The sequence below is a fragment of the Acidiphilium sp. C61 genome (assembly GCF_905116885.1).
Taxonomy (GTDB): Bacteria; Pseudomonadota; Alphaproteobacteria; order Acetobacterales; family Acetobacteraceae; genus Acidiphilium.
In genome coordinates this window covers 2,489,336-2,506,631 of record NZ_CAJHNI010000005.1, presented here as the reverse complement: position 1 = coordinate 2,506,631, position 17,296 = coordinate 2,489,336, and the positions used below count along the sequence as shown (strand labels likewise).

The window sequence follows — 17,296 nt, the reverse complement described above, 5'->3', positions numbered from 1 at the left end:
GCTTAGGTTGAAATCACCTTGCCACGCGGCGCGGGCGATTTCCACCCCGAATTGGCCCCGGCCGCACCGGATGCTATAGGCCGCGCAAGCCCGGCCCCTCCGGGCCTTTCCCACGCCGCGCCGGAACCCGTATCGACATGACCGACGACCTGCCGCCCCACCCCGCTCTGCTGCCCGCGGGCTTCACCGACCTGCTGCCACCGGACGCCGAGGCCGAGGCACGGCTGACCGAAACGCTGACGGCGAGTTTCGGCGCGCATGGCTATCAGCGGGTCAAGCCGCCGCTGGTGGAGTTCGAGACCACGCTGCTCGCCGGCAGCGGCGGCGCCGTGGCCGAGCAGACCTTCCGGCTGATGGACCCCGAATCGCAGCGCATGATGGGCGTGCGCGCCGACACCACGCCGCAGATCGCCCGCATCGCCACGACGAGGCTCGCCGCCGCCGCACGGCCGCTGCGCCTCGCCTATGCCGGGCAATGCCTGCTGGTGCGCGGCTCGCAGCTCGCCCCCGAGCGCCAGGTCGCGCAGGCCGGCATCGAGCTGATCGGGCCGGACGTGCCCGAGGCCGACGCTGAAATCATCGTCACCGCCGCCGCCGCCCTCGCCGCCACCGGCATCGGCGAGGTCAGCGTCGACCTCACCATGCCGCCGCTGATCCCCGCTCTGCTGGGCGACACGTCGGCCCACGCCGCCCTCGTCCGCGCGCTCGACCGCAAGGACGCCGCCGAGATCGCCGCCCATGGCGGCGCGCTGGCGCCGACCCTGCTCGCCCTGCTCGATGCCGCCGGCACCGCCGACACCGCGATCGGTCGCCTCGCCGCGATCGACCTGCCTGCCCCGGTCCGCACCCTCGCTGACCGGCTGAGCGCGACCGTCGCCGCCATCCGCACCCTGATGCCGGCGCTGCGCCTGACCATCGACCCGGTCGAGTTCCGCGGCTATCGCTACCATACCGGCGTCGCGCTCACGATCTTCGCGCCCGGCCGCCAGGCCGAGTTCGGCCGCGGCGGGCGCTATCTCTGCGACAATGGCGAATCGGCGACCGGCATCACCCTCTATCCCGACACGATCCTCGCCGTCGCCCCGCGCCCTGCCTTGCGCCCGCGGCTGTTCCTGCCCGCCTTCACGCCGGCCGATGCCGGTGCGCGCGCCCGCGCCGAGGGCTTCGCCACCATTCGCGGCCTCGCCGCCGCGGCGGATGACGCCGAGGAGGCGCGCCGCCTGTCCTGCTCCCATCTCTGGCGCGACGGACGCGCCGTTCCGCTCGAAGGATAACGCCATGGCAAATGTCACCATCATCGGCGCGCAATGGGGCGACGAAGGCAAGGGAAAGGTGGTCGACTGGCTGGCCTCCCGCGCCGATGTCGTCGTCCGCTTCCAGGGCGGGCACAATGCCGGGCACACGCTCGTGGTCGGCAACCAGACCTACAAGCTCTCCCTGCTCCCCTCCGGCCTCGTGCGCGGCAAGCTCGGCGTGATCGGCAATGGCGTGGTGGTCGACCCGGTGGCCCTGCTCGCCGAAATCGGCCGGGTGCGCGAACAGGGGCTGAACGTCACCCCCGAAACCCTGCGCATCGCCGACAACGCGCCGCTGATCCTGCCGCTGCACGCCGCCCTCGACGCCGCGCGCGAGGCCGCCCGCGGCGCGCGCCGCATCGGCACCACCGGCCGTGGTATCGGCCCCGCCTATGAGGACAAGGTCGCCCGCCGCGCCATCCGCGTCTGCGACCTCGCCGAACCCGAAACGCTCGACTGGCGGCTCGACGAGCTGCTGCTGCACCACAACACGCTGCTCGCCGGCCTCGGCGCGCCCGTGTTCGGCAAGGCCGAACTGATGGACCAGCTCCTCGCCCTCGCGCCGCAGATCCTGCCCTTCGCCGAGCCGGTCTGGGAACGCCTGGCCGAGGCGAAGAAATCCGGCGCCCGCATCCTCTTCGAGGGCGCGCAGGCGGTGATGCTGGATGTCGATCACGGCACCTACCCGTTCGTCACCTCATCCAACACCGTCGCCGGCCAGATCGCCGCCGGCGCCGGCGTCGGGCCGGATGCGGCCGGCCGCGTGCTCGGCATCGCCAAGGCCTATTCCACCCGCGTCGGCTCCGGTCCCTTCCCGACCGAGCAGGACAACGAGATCGGCCGCCTGCTCGGCGAGCGCGGGCATGAGTTCGGCACCATCACCGGCCGCGCCCGCCGCTGCGGCTGGTTCGACGCCGCACTGGTCCGCCAGGCGGTCAAGGTCGGCGGCATCCAGGGCCTCGCGCTGACCAAGCTCGACGTGCTCGACGGCATGACCACGCTGCAAATCGGCGTCGGCTACCGGATCGACGGCGAAACCCTGCCCCATCTGCCGCCCGGCGCCGCGGCGCAGGCCAGGGCCGAGCCGGTCTATGAAACCATCGAGGGCTGGTCCGGCTCGACCCGCGGCGCCCGCTCCTATGCCGACCTGCCGGCGCAGGCGATCAAATATGTCCGCCGTATCGAGGAACTGGTCGAATGCCCGGTGACCCTGCTCTCCACCAGCCCCGAGCGGGACGACACCATCCTGATGCAGGACCCCTTCGCCGACTGAGCGCAACGCGGCACAATCCCGCGCCGTGACAGGCGGCGCGGCGGCGGCAACGACCGCCCCGGACATGGAGGAAACGACGATGACGACGAAACACGCCTACCCCCGCGCGCTGCGCCTCGCCCGGCACGGCATGGCGGTGCTGGCGGCGTCGCTCGCCGCCGGCGGTGTCGCGATGGCGCAGGCCGCACCAGGCGCCGCCGCCCAGGCGCCCCTGATCGTCGCCCCCATCGCCCCCGCTACACCGCCGGCCACATCACCGGCCACATCACCCGCTGCCGGGGCAAAAGCGCCGATACCTGCCACGGCAAAGGCGCCGATCACGATCCGCACCATCCGGGTCAATGTCGCCCCGCTCGCCGGTGCTGCGATCAACGCGGCGAAATGGCCCGCCCTCGTGCAGCAATTCGACAGCCGGCAGATCAATGTCGGCGGCAACCCGAGCGTCGTCGCCGCCCTCGGCCGCTCCGCCTCCGGCGTCAACCTGCAAAACAGCCAGGCCAACCCCTACCAGCCGGACATCATCTATCACGGCTTCACCCTCTCGCCGATCCAGGGCACGCCCGAGGGCATCAGCGTCTATGTCGATGGCGCGCGCTTCAACGTCCCCTTCGGCGACCTCGCCCTCTGGAGCGTGCTGCCGCAGGCGGCGATCGCGCATATCAGCGTCGAGGACGCCAACCCGCTCTTTGGCCTCAACGCCCTCGGCGGCGCGCTCAGCGTGCAGATGAAGAACGGCTTCACCTATCATCGTGGCGAGGTCGAACTCTCCGGCGGCTCCTTCGGCACGCTGCGCGGCAACGGCCAGTACGGCATAAGCCACGGCGACACCGCCGCCTATATCGCGGTGCAGGGCGCGCGCTCCGGCGGCTGGCGCGACCTGCAATCCTCCGCCCTCGAAAGCGCCTATGCCGATCTCGGCTGGCGCGGCCCGCATGCCGAGCTGCACATCAACGCGATGTTCGGCCATTCCTTCCTCAACGGCCCGGCAACGGTGCCGGCGAAGCTGCTCGCGATCGCGCCGAACGCCGAATATACCGGCCCGAACTCGATCGAGGACACCTATAGCCGCGTCGCCGCCACCCTGAACGACCAGATCGACGATCACAGCTCGATCCAGGCCGTCCTCTATTACGACCATCTGCGCGAGCACCTGATCAACGGCAACGGGCCAGTCGATGCGCAATGCACCGACGGCTCGACCAGCCATCTCTGCGGGCTGGGCTCGTCGAACCCGGCGACCCTGCTCGGCGGCGGCACCGTGCCCTATTTCGCCGTGCCGTCCGGTTTCATCGGCTACGGCTCGCTCGCGGTGAACAGCACCAACACCGACGGCTACGGCGCCACCGCCCAGCTCAGCCGCAAGGACGTGCTGTTCGGGCTGAAGAACCACCTGATCGCCGGCGCCAGCTTCGATGGCGGCTTCACCACCTTCTCCGCCACCAATTTCGATGGCCTGCTCAACGCCGCCCGCGTCTACGCCCCGCCGCCGGGTAGCGGTCTTGGCTACCAGACCGACGAGCCGGGCGCCCTGCCCTCGGCCGAGAACATCCGCAACGCCTATTACGGCCTCTACGCCTCGGATTCGCTCGACCTGACCCCCCGCCTCACCCTCACGCTCGGCGGGCGGCTCAACATCGCCCAGATCGACCTGCACAATACCGAGGCCGCCAGCGCGCTCGCCGCCGGGCAGGTGCAGAACCCGGCGGATCTCAGCGGGCACCACAATTACGAGCATTTCAACCCGAGCCTCGGCTTCAGCTACCGGCTGACCCCGCTCGCCTCGCTCTATGGCAGCTATTCGCAGGCCAATGCCGCGCCCACCCCGGCCGAGCTGACCTGCGCCAACCCGACCGACCCCTGCACCCTGTCGAACTTCATCACCTTCGATCCCAACCTGAAGCAGACCGTCACCGACAGTCTGGAAGCCGGCATCCGCGGGGCGCTGCTGGTGGGCGGCAACGGCACGCTCACCTACAATCTCGATTATTACCACATCCGCGCCAACGACGACGTCGAGTTCCTCGCCACCAACCTCAACAACAACACCAACGGCTATTTCGCCAATATCGGCGGCGTGCTGCGCCAGGGCGCCGATCTCGCCCTGCGGCTCGATTTCCCGAAATGGGATGCGTATTTCAACGACTCGCTGATCGAGGCGACGTATCAGAGCAGCTTCCGGGTCGCCTCGCACAGCCCCTCGAATATCGGCGGGGTGATCACGGTCCGCCCGGGCGATCATCTGGCCGGCGTGCCGGAGAACCTGTTCAAGTTCGGCGCCGATTACAAGGCGACCACGGCCTGGAAGCTCGGCCTGTCGGCCAACGCGCAGACCGGGACGTATCTGCATGGCGACCAGTCGAACCAGCAGCCGAAGCTGCCCGGCTTCGTCGTGCTGAACTTCACCACCAGCTACCGGCTCACGCCGCGCGTCACCCTTTTCGGCGAGGTCGATAACTTCACCGACGCGCATTATTACGTCTATGGCGGCTTCTCCAACCCCGCCGGCATCGCCTATGTGCTCGGCCCGGCCTATGCCGCCGACAACCGCGCCTATTCCACGGCAGCACCGATCGCCGGCTATGCGGGGGTGAAGGTGAAGTTCTAGAGCATCATCTGATCGGATGGGATCATCTGATCGGATCAAGATGATCGGAATATCAATATGCTAGAGCACTACATCCGATCCGAAAGGATCGGAAAGTGCTCTACGGCATCATCCGATCAGATGGGATCATCTGATCGGATAAAGATGCTCGGAATATCAATACGCCATGGCGCGGCTCAGCCGCCGCGGAACGCCTGCACCGCGGCCGCCGCCCCCTGGGCGATGAAGGCGGCATCCGAGCCGACGGTGACGAGATCGAACCCTGCCGCGACCATCTTGCGCGCATAGGCGGGCGAGCCCGTATGCACCGCGGCGCGCTTGCCGTGATGCTTCGCCCGGGCAAGGATGTGCAGGATCGCGTCATAGACCGGCGAATTTTCCGGATCGAACCGCGGCGCCTCGCCGAGCGAGAGGGCGAGGTCGTTCGGCCCGATATAGACCGCGTCCAGCTCCGGGATCGACACGATCTCGTCGATCGCCTCCAGCGCCGCCCGCGTCTCGATCATCGCGAAGCCGGTCACCATGTCATCGGCGCGGCGCGCGTAATCGGCGCCATGCACGAGGGCGGCGCGGATCGGCCCATAGCTGCGCCGGCCGCGCGGCGCGTAGCGCAGGCAGGAGACGAAGGCCTCGGCCTCCGCCCGCGAATTGATCATCGGGCAGATCACGCCGAGCGCGCCCGCATCGATCGACTTCATCACGATTCCCGGGTCGAACCACGGCACCCGCACCATCGGCACCACCGCTGCGCTGGCCATCGCCGTCAGCATCGGCACCAGTCCGGAATAATCCACCAGCCCGTGCTGCATGTCGACCGTCAGGCTGTCCCAGCCCTGTCGCGCCATCAGCTCGGTGGCGAAGCCGGCCGGAACCGACAGCCAGCCATTCAGCACGGCGCGGCCGGCGTTCCAGTGTTGTTGCAGCGTCATCGCGTCCTCCCGCATCATTTGCCGCCAGCATTCCATAGCTCGGCGACGGAGACAAACCGCGCCGTGGGCGCGAGAGACAAACCGCGCCGCCCCCGCAGCGTGTCGGCCCTGCAACACTTCGTCGCGAAACCGCGCCGGTCCCCATCGCGCGATTGCGATCGTCGATCGACGAGGCTAGGATTCATTGAAATGACACAAAAAAGCCCCGCCGGATCACCGGCGGGGCAGTCAACAGGGAGGCTTCACGTCTGGGAGACGTCGGGATCCGAAGACCCCTATCCGGTCGGTCAGGACCGGATGGCAAACGGCATCGCTGCCGAAACACGTGGCCGGGATCAACCGGCCTTCCTATCAGATAATATTCGGAACGCCCCGGAAAAGGGGTGACGGCATGAAGCCGCCATGAACTTATCGCATAACCTGAATGTCTGCGGCGCGGCTCAGACCGCGGTAGCGAGGGCGTCGAGTTCCCGGTTGAACCGCTCGGCGAATTCGTATTGCGGCGTGTGCCCGCATTCGGGATAGAGCGAGAGTCGGCCCTGCGGCACCGTCTCGGCGATATGCCGCGCCATCGCCGGCAGCACGATATCGTCCTCCTCGCCCTGGGTTACCAGCACCGGCCGGTCAAGCTCGGCCAGCGTGTCGGTGAAGTCGAGCGTGCGCATCAGCAGGAAGGCGCGCACCGCCGGCGGGGTGAGCATGAAACCCGCCAGCGCCCGCTCGGCATCCGCCGCCGGCAGCGGAAGGTGGGTGGTGGCGTGGATCACGCTGCGCGCCCCCTCGATCATCACCGCCGGATCATCGCTCGCCGCCATCACCGCGCCCTCGATGAACCGGGGGCCGATATGCACCGGCGGATTCGAGGAAATCACCGCGGCGCCGACGAAATTCACCGCACTCACATTCCGCGTGCCATGCCGGGCCAGATAATCGCCGACGACATAGCCGCCATAGCTCGCCGCCACCAGCACCGGCCGGCGCAGGCCGAGCGCGATCATCACCGCGGCGATGTCATCCGCCCAATGCGCGCCGGTCTGGTACAGCTCGGGGTCGAGCGGCCGGTCGGAAAACCCGTGCCCGCGCAAATCCATGCAGACGAGGCGGAACCGTTCGCGCAGCGCGCTGTCGAACTGCCCGCGCCAGGCGAGATAGCAGGACGACCAGCCATGGATGAACAGGATGGGCGGCGCCGTTTCCGCCCCCCATTCGCGCACATGCAGCCCGACGCCGCCCGAGCCCATCACCCGATGGACCCGGCCGGCCTCGTGCCCGATCGTCCCGCCCACCGCCGGCGGCCGCTCAGCCCAGCCGGTTGCGCACGAGGTCGTCCACCACCCCCGGATCGGCGAGGGTCGAGGTATCGCCCAGGCTGTCGGTCTCGTTGGCGGCGATCTTGCGCAGGATGCGGCGCATGATCTTGCCCGAGCGGGTCTTCGGTAGGCCCGGCGCCCACTGGATCGCATCCGGCGCCGCGATCGGGCCGATCTCCTTGCGGACCCACATCACCAGCTCCTTGCGCAGCTCCTCGGTCGGCTCCTGGCCGGCGACGAGCGTGACATAGGCATAGATGCCCTGGCCCTTGATGTCGTGCGGGAAGCCCACCACCGCGGCCTCGGCCACGACAGCGTGCGCCACCAGCGCGCTCTCGACCTCGGCGGTGCCCATCCGGTGGCCGGAGACGTTGATGACGTCATCCACCCGGCCGGTGATCCAGTAATACCCGTCCTCGTCGCGGCGCGCCCCGTCGCCGGAGAAATAGAAGCCGCGGAAGGTCGAGAAATAGGTCTGGATGAACCGCTCGTGATCGCCATAGACGGTGCGCATCTGCCCCGGCCAGCTGTCGGCGAGGCAGAGATTGCCCTCCGTCGCCCCGTCCAGCACGTTGCCGTCGCCATCCACCAGCACGGGCTTCACGCCGGGCAGCGGCAGCGTCGCCGAGCCGGGCTTCTGGTCGATCGCGCCGGGCAGCGCCGAAATCAGGATGCCGCCGGTCTCGGTCTGCCACCACGTATCCACGATCGGGCAGCGCTGGTCGCCGACCACGCGGTAATACCACAGCCACGCTTCCGGGTTGATCGGCTCGCCGACCGAGCCCAGCACCCGCAGCGAGGCGCGCGAGGTCTTCTTCACCGGCCCCTCGCCGTCGCGCATCAGCGCGCGGATCGCGGTCGGCGCGGTGTAGAAGATGTTGACCTTGTGCTTGTCCACCACCTGCCAGAAGCGGCTGGTGTCGGGATAGTTCGGGATGCCCTCGAACATCAGCGTCGTCGCGCCATTGGCGAGCGGGCCGTACACGATATAGGTGTGCCCCGTCACCCAGCCGACATCGGCGGTGCACCAGTACACCTCGCCCTCGTGATAATCGAACACGTATTGATGGGTGAAGCTGGCCCAGACCATGTAGCCGCCGGTGGTGTGCAGCACGCCCTTGGGCTTGCCGGTCGAGCCCGAGGTATACAGGATGAACAGCGGGTCTTCCGCGTTCATCGGCTCCGGCGGGCAGTCGAGCGGCATGGTCGCCGCCGCCTCGTGATACCACACGTCGCGGCCGTCCTGCATGTCCACCGCACCGCCGGTCGCCTTCACCACGACGACCTTCTTGAGCATCGGGCAGGATTTCGCCGCCGCGTCGACATTCGCCTTCAGCGGCACCTTCCGCCCGCCGCGCCGGCCTTCATCGGCGGTGACCAGGATCGAGCTGTCGCAATCCTGGATGCGGTTGGCGAGGCTGTCCGGCGAGAACCCGCCGAACACCACGGAATGGATCGCGCCGATCCGCGCGCAGGCGAGGATCGCCACCGCCGCCTCGACGATCATCGGCATGTAGATCGTCACCCGGTCGCCCTTGCGCGCGCCGAGCGATTTCAGCACGTTCGCCATGCGGCACACCTCGGCGTGCAACTCGCGATACGTCACGTGCCTCTGGTCGTTAGGATCGTCGCCCTCCCAGATGATCGCGACCTGGTCGCCGCGCGTCGCCAGATGCCGGTCGAGGCAGTTGGCGGAAGCGTTCAGCACGCCATCCTCGAACCACTTGATCGAGACGTCGCCGGTGAAGCTGACATTCTTGATCCGGGTGGGCGGCGTCATCCAGGTGATCCGCTTGCATTCCTCGCCCCAGAACGCCTCCGGGTTCTCCGCCGCACGGCGGGCCATGTCGTCATACTTCGCGCGGTTGATCAGCGCGCCGGCGGCGATTTCCGGCTTCACGGGAATGATTTCGGGATGCGACATGCTCGGTTCCTCATCAAATTTATTAGGCTCGTTTTTTTTCCCCTATGACATGTTTGTGCGGGAACCGAAAGTATTGCGCTGCGAAAAACCACCGCATGCGCGCACGGGATCAAGGTGCCCGTGCGCGCAGGCGGGATCGTCCAGCCGATCCCGCATGCGCGCTCAGGGACGCCAGCGCTAACCTGCCCTCAGCGCGGCTTCCATCGCCGCGACCGCGCTCATGTTCACCAGCCCGCGCGCCGTCACGCTCGGGATCGCGATATGCAGCGGCTTCGACAGGCCGAGCAGGAACGGCCCGACCGTCACCGCCTCGCCCGCCGCCTTGAGCAGGTTGAAGCCGATATTCGCCGCGTCGATCGAGGGCATCACCAGCAGGTTGGCCGGGCCGGTCAGCCGGCTGTCGCACACCGAGCGGGTGCGGATCGGCTCGAACAGTGCCGCGTCGGCGTGCATCTCGCCATCGACCTCAAGCTCCGGGTCCTGCGCGTGGATCAGCGCCAGCGCCCGGCGCATCTTCCGCGCCGAAGCCGAGTTCGACGCCCCGAAATTCGAGTGCGACAGCAGCGCCACCTTCGGCGTGATCCCGAAATGCGACACCATCTCCGCCGCCAGATGGGTCATCTCGGCGATGTCCTCCGACGATGGGTCCTCGTTCACATGCGTGTCGCAGAAAAACAGGTTGCCGCTCTGCAGGATCAGCGCGGTCATCGCCGATACGCGCTTGATCCCCGGCTTGCGCGGAATGATCGGCATCGCGTAGCGGAATTGGCGCGACCAGTCGCCGAGCCCGCCGCAGATCGCCGCATCCGCTTCGCCGGCGGCGAGCAGCATGCCGGCGGCCACGGTCGGCCGGCGCGAGAGCTGGCGCTGTGCCGCATCCGGCGGCACGCCGCGGCGGTTGACGATATGCTGGTAATTTTCCAGCAGCCGGCGGAACAGCCCCTGCTCGCGCTCGAAATCGATGATGCGGAAATCCTGCTCCGGCTTCATCCGCAGGCCGAGTGCGGCGATCCGCTGCATGATCGCGGCCGTCCGGCCGACCAGCAGCGGCGTGCCCATCCGGTCATCGATCACGCTCTGCGCCGCGCGCAGCGTGCGCTCGTCCTCGCCCTCGCCATAGACGATCCTCACCTTGGCCGAGCGCGCGACCTCGATCACCGGGCGCAGCAGCAGGCCCGAGCGGAACACGAGGCGTTCGAGATCGTGCTGGTAGACGTCGAAATCCGCGATCGGCCGCCGCGCCACCCCCTCATCCATCGCCGCCCGCGCCACGGCCGGGGCGATATGCAGGATCAGCCGCGGGTCGAACGGCTTGGGAATGATGTAGTCCCGCCCGAACACCGGCGCGACGCCGCCATAGGCCGCCGCCACCGTCTCGGACGCCTCGATCCGCGTCAGTTCCGCGATCGCGGTGACGGCGGCGAGCTTCATCCCCTCGGTGATCGCGGTCGCCCCCACATCCAGCGCGCCGCGGAAAATGAAGGGAAAGCACAGCACGTTGTTGACCTGGTTCGGAAAATCCGACCGCCCGGTGCAGACGATCGCATCCGGCCGCCGCTCGGCGACCAGCTCGGGGCGGATTTCCGGCTCCGGATTGGCCAGCGCGAGGATCAGCGGATTGGCGGCGAACTTGTCCAGCCATTCGGGCTTGAGCACGCCGGGCGCGGAGAGGCCGAGGAAGATGTCCGCCCCGTCCAGCACCTCCGGCAGGGTCCGCGCCGCGGTGTCGCGGGCGAAGGGCTCCAGCGTCTCGTTCAGGTTCGGCCGGCCCTTGTAGATCACCCCCTCGATATCGGTCATCACGATATTCTCGGGATTGGCGCCGAGCGCGATCAGGATGCGCACGCAGGAAATCGCCGCCGCCCCCGCGCCGGAGGTGACGATCCTGACATCGTCGATCGTCTTGCCCTGCACGAGCATCGCGTTCTGCACGGCGGCGCCGACGATGATGGCGGTGCCGTGCTGGTCGTCGTGGAACACGGGAATGTTCATCCGCTCGCGCAGCGTCTGCTCGATGCGGAAACATTCCGGCGCCTTGATGTCCTCGAGGTTGATGCCGCCGAAGCTCGGCTCCAGCGCCGCCACCACCTCGATGAACTTGTCCGGGTCCGGCTGGTCGACCTCGATGTCGAACGTGTCGATCCCGGCGAATTTCTTGAACAAGACGGCCTTGCCCTCCATCACCGGCTTGGAGGCGAGGGCGCCGATATTGCCAAGGCCGAGCACCGCCGTGCCGTTGGTGATCACGGCGACGAGATTGCCGCGGATCGTGTAGTCGAACGCGGTGTCCGGATCGTCGCGAATGGCCAGGCACGCCGCCGCGACACCCGGCGAATAGGCCAGCGCCAGGTCGCGCGAGGTCTCCATGCGCTTGGTCGGCGTGATCGCGAGTTTGCCCGGCCGCGGATGGCGGTGGTAATCGAGTGCGGCCTTGCGTAGCGCTTCATCCATATCCGGTCCCTCCCTGGGTCGGACCAGAATGCGCGATCAGGGTCGCCCGGACAACCGGGCATTCACATGGCAGGATAGCGATGACGAGTTTGTCAGATTTGGCGCGTTTCGGGGCCAACCGCTTCGGGGGCCATTACTCCGGTCTCCACGACTCCGGGCTTCAAAGCTCCGGGCTTCAAAGCTCCGGGCCTCTCGGGCCGCTCCGGGCAAATCCCGGAGCGTTGGTGCGGTCGAGAAGACTCGAACTTCCACAGGGTTTCCCCCACAAGCACCTCAAGCTTGCGCGTCTACCATTCCGCCACGACCGCCTCGCAGCGGGAGCGCTATAGCCGATGGCGCGCGCCGTATCAACAACCCAGGACCACATCGAATGGGCAAAAGCGCCCGGCCTGACCGATTATCCCGCCGCACTGGCGGAAATGCAGGCCCGCGCGGCGGCGATCAACGCCGGCGAGGCGGCCGAGCGCGTCTGGCTGGTCGAGCATCCGCCGCTCTACACGGCGGGAACCTCGGCGCGCGAGGCGGATCTGCTGCGCCCCGGCGACGCCGCGGTCTTCCGCACCGGCCGCGGCGGCCAGTGGACCTATCACGGGCCGGGCCAGCGCGTCGCCTATGTCATGCTCGACCTGTCGCGTCCGCATGGCACGGTCCCGCCGCGCGACCTGCGGGGCTATGTGACCGGGCTCGAATCCTGGCTGATCGCGGCCCTGGCCGGATTCGGCGTGCGCGGCGAAACCCGCGCCGACCGGGTCGGCATCTGGGTCGCCGATGCTGCCGGCCGCGAGTTCAAGATCGCGGCGATCGGGGTGCGGGTGTCGCGCTGGGTGAGCTATCACGGCATCGCCCTCAACGTCGCCCCCGATCTCGGCCGCTTCGGCGGCATCGTGCCCTGCGGCATCAGCGCGCACGGCGTCACCTCGCTCGCCGCACTCGGCATCGCCGCCCCGATGGAAGCGGTCGATGCAGCCCTGGCCGATGCCTTCGCCGAGGTCTTCGGCACAACGCCCACACCCGCCTGAAGAAAGCCGCCGCCGTTCAGCCCGCGACCGGCACCGCCGGCGCGCGGCGAAAGGCCGAGGTCAGCCGCCGCGCCATGCCGGTCATCCGCCGTGGCGCGAGCGCCAGCATCACCGCGACGAACATCACCCCCGCCGCCCCGCCGCCGATGACGAGCTGCAACCGCAGCCCCGGCGCTAAGCCGAACGCAAGCGACAGTTCCGCCATCAGCGCCGCGGTGCCGAGCCGGGCGGCGATCAATGCGGCAACCGGTGCGACCATCAGCCGCAGCAGCGGCCAGGCCGGCTTGCCGATCCCGATCGACAGCGCCGGCAGCATCAGCAGCGCCACCAGCAGCCCGCGCGCCGAGAGCGCCCAGCCGAGCGGCACCAGCCCGAACGGCGCCGCGATCCAGGCGGCGAGCACGATCGTGCCGGCATTCATCGCGGCGAAGGCCGAAACCAGCCCCGGCCGGCGCAGCGCCGTCAGCATCGGCTTGACGAAGGCATAGATCGTCGAGGCCGGCACGATCAGGCTGAGTGCCGCGAATACCGGCGCCGCACTGGCCCAGCGCGCGCCGAACATCAGCGCCACCAGCGGCCCCGCCACCGCCCCGCTCACCGCCGCCGCGCCGAGCGAGAGAATGGCCAGACTGTCCATCAGCGCCAGCGCCACCGCGAAGCGCCGCGCGGGCTCCTCGCGCACCGCGACGAAAATCGGCAGGAACACCTTGCTCGCCGGCAGGATCGCGAGTTCCTGCAACACCTCGGCCAGCCGCTGGGCGATCCTGAACTCGCCCACCGCCACCACCGGCACCCGCATGCCCACCAGCACGACATAACCGGTATGGGCGAGGTAATCGACGAAGGCCGCCCCCATCATCGGCAGGTTGAAGCGCAGGGCGGCGGCAAGTGCTGTCCAGCGCGGCGGCGCCGGCGGCCGCCAGCCCGCGGCGATCGACGAGGCGAGCGCGTAGAACGCGATCCCCACCATGCGCTGGACCACCAGCGCCGCGAGCCCGTAGCCGCGAAACACCAGCGCCAGCGCCACCGCCCCGCCCAGAATCGTACTGCCGACCGACATGAGGCTGAGGGCGCGAAACCTGAACGCCTGCGACAGCCGCGCCGCCGGCACGATCAGGAAGGCGCCGAGCAGGATGTTGAGCGAAAGCGCGCGGGTCACCCAGCCGAGGGCTGGCGCGCGGTAATAGGCGGCGATGGGTGCGGCGGCGGCAAACAGCAGGCAGGTGACCAGCGCGGCGAGGAGCAGCTGCGCCCAGAACGCCCCGGCCTCGACCACCCGGTCCCCCGGCGCGGCGACCACCTGCTCGCCCGCCCCGCCGGCGGTGACCATGCGGGCGAGTTCGGAAATCGCCGAGGCGAGGGCAACCGTCCCGACATCCCGCACCGAGACATGCCGCAGCAGGATCACCAGCACGCCGAAGCCGAAACTCCGCTCGCCGAGCACGGTGATCAGGTTCCACGCGGTCCCCCTTGCCGCGCCGCGCTGCAGGCTCACCCTTGCCCCCTCGCCGCCACGCGGAAGCCGGCGCACAGGACCGGGACGCGCAGGACCGGGGCGCACAGGACCGGGGCGCACAGGACCGGGGCGAACAAGACCCGGGTGAACAAGAGCGGGGCGCGATATCCGCAGATCGTCATGGAAGAAGATTACATCCTGAAAAGATTTCTGCCCATCCACCGGGACAACCGGGCGTTACACCCTTTACGAACCCGCCCCGGCTCACTAAGAACACCCTTGCATACGCCGTGACCCCGGCGGAGGGGTGGCCGAGTGGCCGAAGGCGGCGGTTTGCTAAACCGTTAGACGATGTAGAGTCGTCTCGTGGGTTCGAATCCCATCCCCTCCGCCACTCCTACATCCACGAATTTTTTCTCGATCTGCGTCTGCCTACCCGGGCCAGAGCACGTCGCGATCCATCCGGATCGGATGTGGTGCTATCTCGTTGATTATCAGATCAGATGACTCCACCTGATCGCATGATGCGCTAATCCGGCCGGTGCGAGAACATCGGCTTGCCGGGGTGCTCAAGCCGCGCGGCCAGGATTTGGGCCGATCCGGCATCGGTGATGAATAGGGTGCGATTGTCGCGCCCGCCAAAGGCCAGATTGGTGACATGCGTGCTGCCGCAGGAGACGATGCGCTGCATCGGCTCGCCCAGCGGGCTCATCACCCAGACCGACCCCAGCCCGAAATGCGCGATGAGCAACCGCCCCTCGGCATCCAGCGCCAACCCGTCCGGACCACCGCCGCCGGAGAGCTGCACGAAATTGCCGACCTTGCCGACCGTTCCATCGCGCAGCAACGGCACCCGCCAGACGGCGTTCGCCCTTGTCACCGCGAGGAAAAGCGCCGTCTCGTCAGCATTCATGACTAGCCCGTTAGGGCTCGGCACATTGTCGAGCAGGCAGGTGATCTCCCCGCTCGGGCGTAGCCGGAACAGCCTTCCGGTCGGATCGTGCAGTCCGGTCATGCCCTGATCGGTGAAATAGAGATCGCCATTGGCGGCGAAGAACAGATCGTTCACCGCCTTGAACCGTTCGAGCCCGGCGCGTTCGAGATACGGCACGACGCGCGCGCTGCCCGGCTCATGCAGCATGATCCCGTGCTTGTAGTCGGCGATGAACACCCGGCCGTCGCGATGGATCTTCAGGCCGTTGGGCCAGCCGTCATACGCGGCGGCCACCGCGAATTCGCCGCCCGGCGAGACGGTGAGAATCCGCCCGTTGACGATATCGACGCACCAGAGCGTGCCATCGCGGTCAAACGATGGCCCCTCCAGCATCGAGCGCGCCGGCATGCCCTGCGGCTGGCCGCGTGTCCATTCGTTCTCCGCTCCCGCCTGGTTGAGCGCGTCCGGCAGGCGGGCGAAAATTTCCGTGTCGATCACCTGGGGTGGTGCGAAGAACATGGCGGATGCCTCTCTGGATGAAGCCGGGGAGAATCGTCAGTCGATGCCAAGCAGACGGCGCGCCAGCTCTGCATCGGGCGGCAGGTCGAGCCGCGCGGCCGTCCCCGCGAGCGCCGGCGTCGAGGCCGGAAACAGTTGCAGGACGATCGGATCATGCCCGGGAATCACATGCAGCGTCCCATCCGCCAGTTCCCGGATGCGGCGATACCCGTCGAGCATCTCGCCGATATGGAACAGGATCGGGAAGACCGCGCCGTGCAGGTAGCCCGAATAGAAATGCGAGGCGTCCGACGCGAGAACCACCTTGCCGCGTCCCGTCGCCACCCGCACGACCTGCAAGCCCGGCGCGTGGCCGCCGATCCTGTGGATGCTGACCCCGGGCGCGATCTCCGCATCGCCGTCATGGAACCGGACCCGGCCGCCAAACACCTGGCGAACCATGCCGACCACCTCATCGCACTCGTAAGGCCCGCGGGTGATCGCCCTGCCCATGTGCCGCCCGGTCGCGTGCGCCATTTCCCGGTCCTGCAAATGGAATGTCGCCTTCGGGAAAGCGTCGTAATTGCCTGCATGATCGTAATGCAGATGGGTCAGCACCACATCGGTCACCGCCCCCGCATCGATGCCGATCGCCGCCAGAAGATCGACCGGATCGGCGAGCATCGTGCGCCCGCGCCGCTGTCCCGCCGCGCTGCCGAACCCGGTATCGACGACAATGCAGCGCGACCCATCGCATATCGCCCAGACGAAATAATCGATGACGCCGCCGCCCGCCTCCGGCGCGCTGCCCAGCGCCACCTGATCGGCGCGCAGCACATGCGTGCCGTAGCGGAGCGCGTGGATCTCGTAGGCCGGCCCGCCGGTCATGGCACGCGCCCGCTGCTGCCAAGCCTGCTGTCGCCATGCTCGATCCCGCTGAACCCGCCGCCTGCGATCGATGCCATGCTCAGGCTCCGCGCGCCGCCCCGTCCGTCAGCGCGCCTTCGGCAACCAGCACCTCATGCGCCGCCTTGAACGCGTCGAGCCCCGCCGGAATCCCGCAATAGGCCGTGGCATGCAGAAGTGTGGCCTTGATCTCCTCGACCGAGAGGCCGTTGCGCAACGCGCCCTTGACATGCAGCCTGATTTCCGGCGCGCGGCCAAGGGCGGTCAGCATGGCGAGATTGAGCAGGCTCCGCGTCTTCCGGTCGAGTGTCGTATCGCCCCAGGCCCACCCCCACGCCCAGGCGGTGGTCGCGCGCTGGAACGCCATCATGAAGTCGTCGGCCCCTTCCATCGCGGCATCGACATAGGCGGGGCCGAGCACATCGCGCCGGATCGGCAGGCCGCGCTCGAACAGCGCCTGGTCGGGGCGTTCGTCATCCCTGTTGTCGGACACGGTGTCATCTCCCCTGTTTTCGGGCCGCTACCATCTCCCGCCGCGTCACCCGTATCATGCAGCCGAGGCTACCGGCCGGCCGACGAGCCTGTCAATCATCGCACAGCGTGCCAACATGGCCGCCGCTCGCTCGGATAATGCCGTAGGGCATGTTCCAATTCGGATGGATCGGAACATGCTCTATCGTGCTGACAACCAGAGCC

General features: G+C 68.3%; 12 protein-coding genes and 2 tRNA genes. 5 read left to right on the top strand and 9 right to left on the bottom strand.

Annotation, left to right across the window (positions count from 1 at the left end; all coding sequences use genetic code 11):
* Nucleotides 1-137: 137 nt before the first annotated feature.
* The 3 genes from HUW10_RS14615 to HUW10_RS14605 all read left to right on the top strand — a co-directional run bounded on the left by HUW10_RS14615 (nucleotide 138) and on the right by HUW10_RS14605 (nucleotide 5,173).
* The gene (locus HUW10_RS14615) at nucleotides 138-1,274 is read left to right on the top strand and encodes an ATP phosphoribosyltransferase regulatory subunit (RefSeq protein WP_174504156.1); all 1,137 of its coding nucleotides are present in this window, start codon (nucleotides 138-140) and stop codon (nucleotides 1,272-1,274) included.
* 4 nt (nucleotides 1,275-1,278) lie between these two features.
* The gene (locus HUW10_RS14610) at nucleotides 1,279-2,568 is read left to right on the top strand and encodes an adenylosuccinate synthase (protein WP_174504155.1); all 1,290 of its coding nucleotides are present in this window, start codon (nucleotides 1,279-1,281) and stop codon (nucleotides 2,566-2,568) included.
* Between the two features lie 79 nt (nucleotides 2,569-2,647).
* On the top strand, nucleotides 2,648-5,173 hold the full coding sequence (locus HUW10_RS14605) for a TonB-dependent receptor (protein WP_174504154.1): 2,526 nt from the start codon (nucleotides 2,648-2,650) through the stop codon (nucleotides 5,171-5,173).
* Between the two features lie 176 nt (nucleotides 5,174-5,349).
* Here HUW10_RS14605 and HUW10_RS14600 read toward each other — a convergent pair whose 3' ends face one another.
* From HUW10_RS14600 to HUW10_RS14580, 5 genes are all read right to left on the bottom strand, one after another.
* The gene (locus HUW10_RS14600; protein WP_371808647.1) at nucleotides 5,350-6,117 is read right to left on the bottom strand and encodes an HpcH/HpaI aldolase/citrate lyase family protein; all 768 of its coding nucleotides are present in this window, start codon (nucleotides 6,115-6,117) and stop codon (nucleotides 5,350-5,352) included.
* 425 nt (nucleotides 6,118-6,542) lie between these two features.
* Nucleotides 6,543-7,388 (bottom strand): alpha/beta fold hydrolase, encoded by an 846-nt coding sequence (locus HUW10_RS14595; protein ID WP_236656414.1) that lies wholly within the window; start codon nucleotides 7,386-7,388, stop codon nucleotides 6,543-6,545.
* A 13-nt stretch (nucleotides 7,389-7,401) separates the two neighbouring features.
* Nucleotides 7,402-9,336, bottom strand: coding sequence for an acetate--CoA ligase (acs, locus tag HUW10_RS14590; protein WP_174504153.1), 1,935 nt, complete (start codon nucleotides 9,334-9,336; stop codon nucleotides 7,402-7,404).
* Nucleotides 9,337-9,513: 177 nt separating this feature from the next.
* Nucleotides 9,514-11,787: an NADP-dependent malic enzyme gene (locus HUW10_RS14585; RefSeq protein WP_174504152.1), complete on the bottom strand. Its 2,274-nt coding sequence runs from the start codon at nucleotides 11,785-11,787 to the stop codon at nucleotides 9,514-9,516.
* 222 nt (nucleotides 11,788-12,009) lie between these two features.
* Nucleotides 12,010-12,095 (bottom strand) — tRNA-Leu (locus HUW10_RS14580).
* 24 nt (nucleotides 12,096-12,119) lie between these two features.
* On the opposite strand from HUW10_RS14580, the gene lipB reads away from it, so the two are divergent.
* Nucleotides 12,120-12,806, top strand: a complete 687-nt coding sequence (gene lipB / locus HUW10_RS14575) for a lipoyl(octanoyl) transferase LipB (protein WP_174504151.1) — start codon at nucleotides 12,120-12,122, stop codon at nucleotides 12,804-12,806.
* A 16-nt stretch (nucleotides 12,807-12,822) separates the two neighbouring features.
* Here lipB and HUW10_RS14570 read toward each other — a convergent pair whose 3' ends face one another.
* Nucleotides 12,823-14,301 carry an oligosaccharide flippase family protein gene (locus HUW10_RS14570; RefSeq protein WP_174504150.1) on the bottom strand — a complete coding sequence of 493 codons (1,479 nt, stop codon included), beginning with the start codon at nucleotides 14,299-14,301 and terminating at the stop codon, nucleotides 12,823-12,825.
* A 262-nt stretch (nucleotides 14,302-14,563) separates the two neighbouring features.
* Here HUW10_RS14570 and HUW10_RS14565 point away from each other — a divergent pair.
* A tRNA-Ser gene (locus HUW10_RS14565) sits at nucleotides 14,564-14,656 on the top strand.
* A 135-nt stretch (nucleotides 14,657-14,791) separates the two neighbouring features.
* Here the strand turns inward: HUW10_RS14565 and HUW10_RS14560 are convergent.
* The 3 genes from HUW10_RS14560 to HUW10_RS14550 form a co-directional block, all read right to left on the bottom strand.
* Nucleotides 14,792-15,715, bottom strand: coding sequence for an SMP-30/gluconolactonase/LRE family protein (locus HUW10_RS14560; RefSeq protein ID WP_174504149.1), 924 nt, complete (start codon nucleotides 15,713-15,715; stop codon nucleotides 14,792-14,794).
* Nucleotides 15,716-15,751: 36 nt separating this feature from the next.
* A complete protein-coding gene (locus HUW10_RS14555) occupies nucleotides 15,752-16,582 on the bottom strand; it encodes an N-acyl homoserine lactonase family protein (protein ID WP_174504148.1) in 831 nt (276 codons plus the stop codon).
* Nucleotides 16,583-16,661: 79 nt separating this feature from the next.
* Complete coding sequence (locus tag HUW10_RS14550; RefSeq protein ID WP_174504147.1) at nucleotides 16,662-17,093, bottom strand: carboxymuconolactone decarboxylase family protein; 432 nt, start codon at nucleotides 17,091-17,093, stop codon at nucleotides 16,662-16,664.
* Nucleotides 17,094-17,296 lie beyond the last annotated feature (203 nt).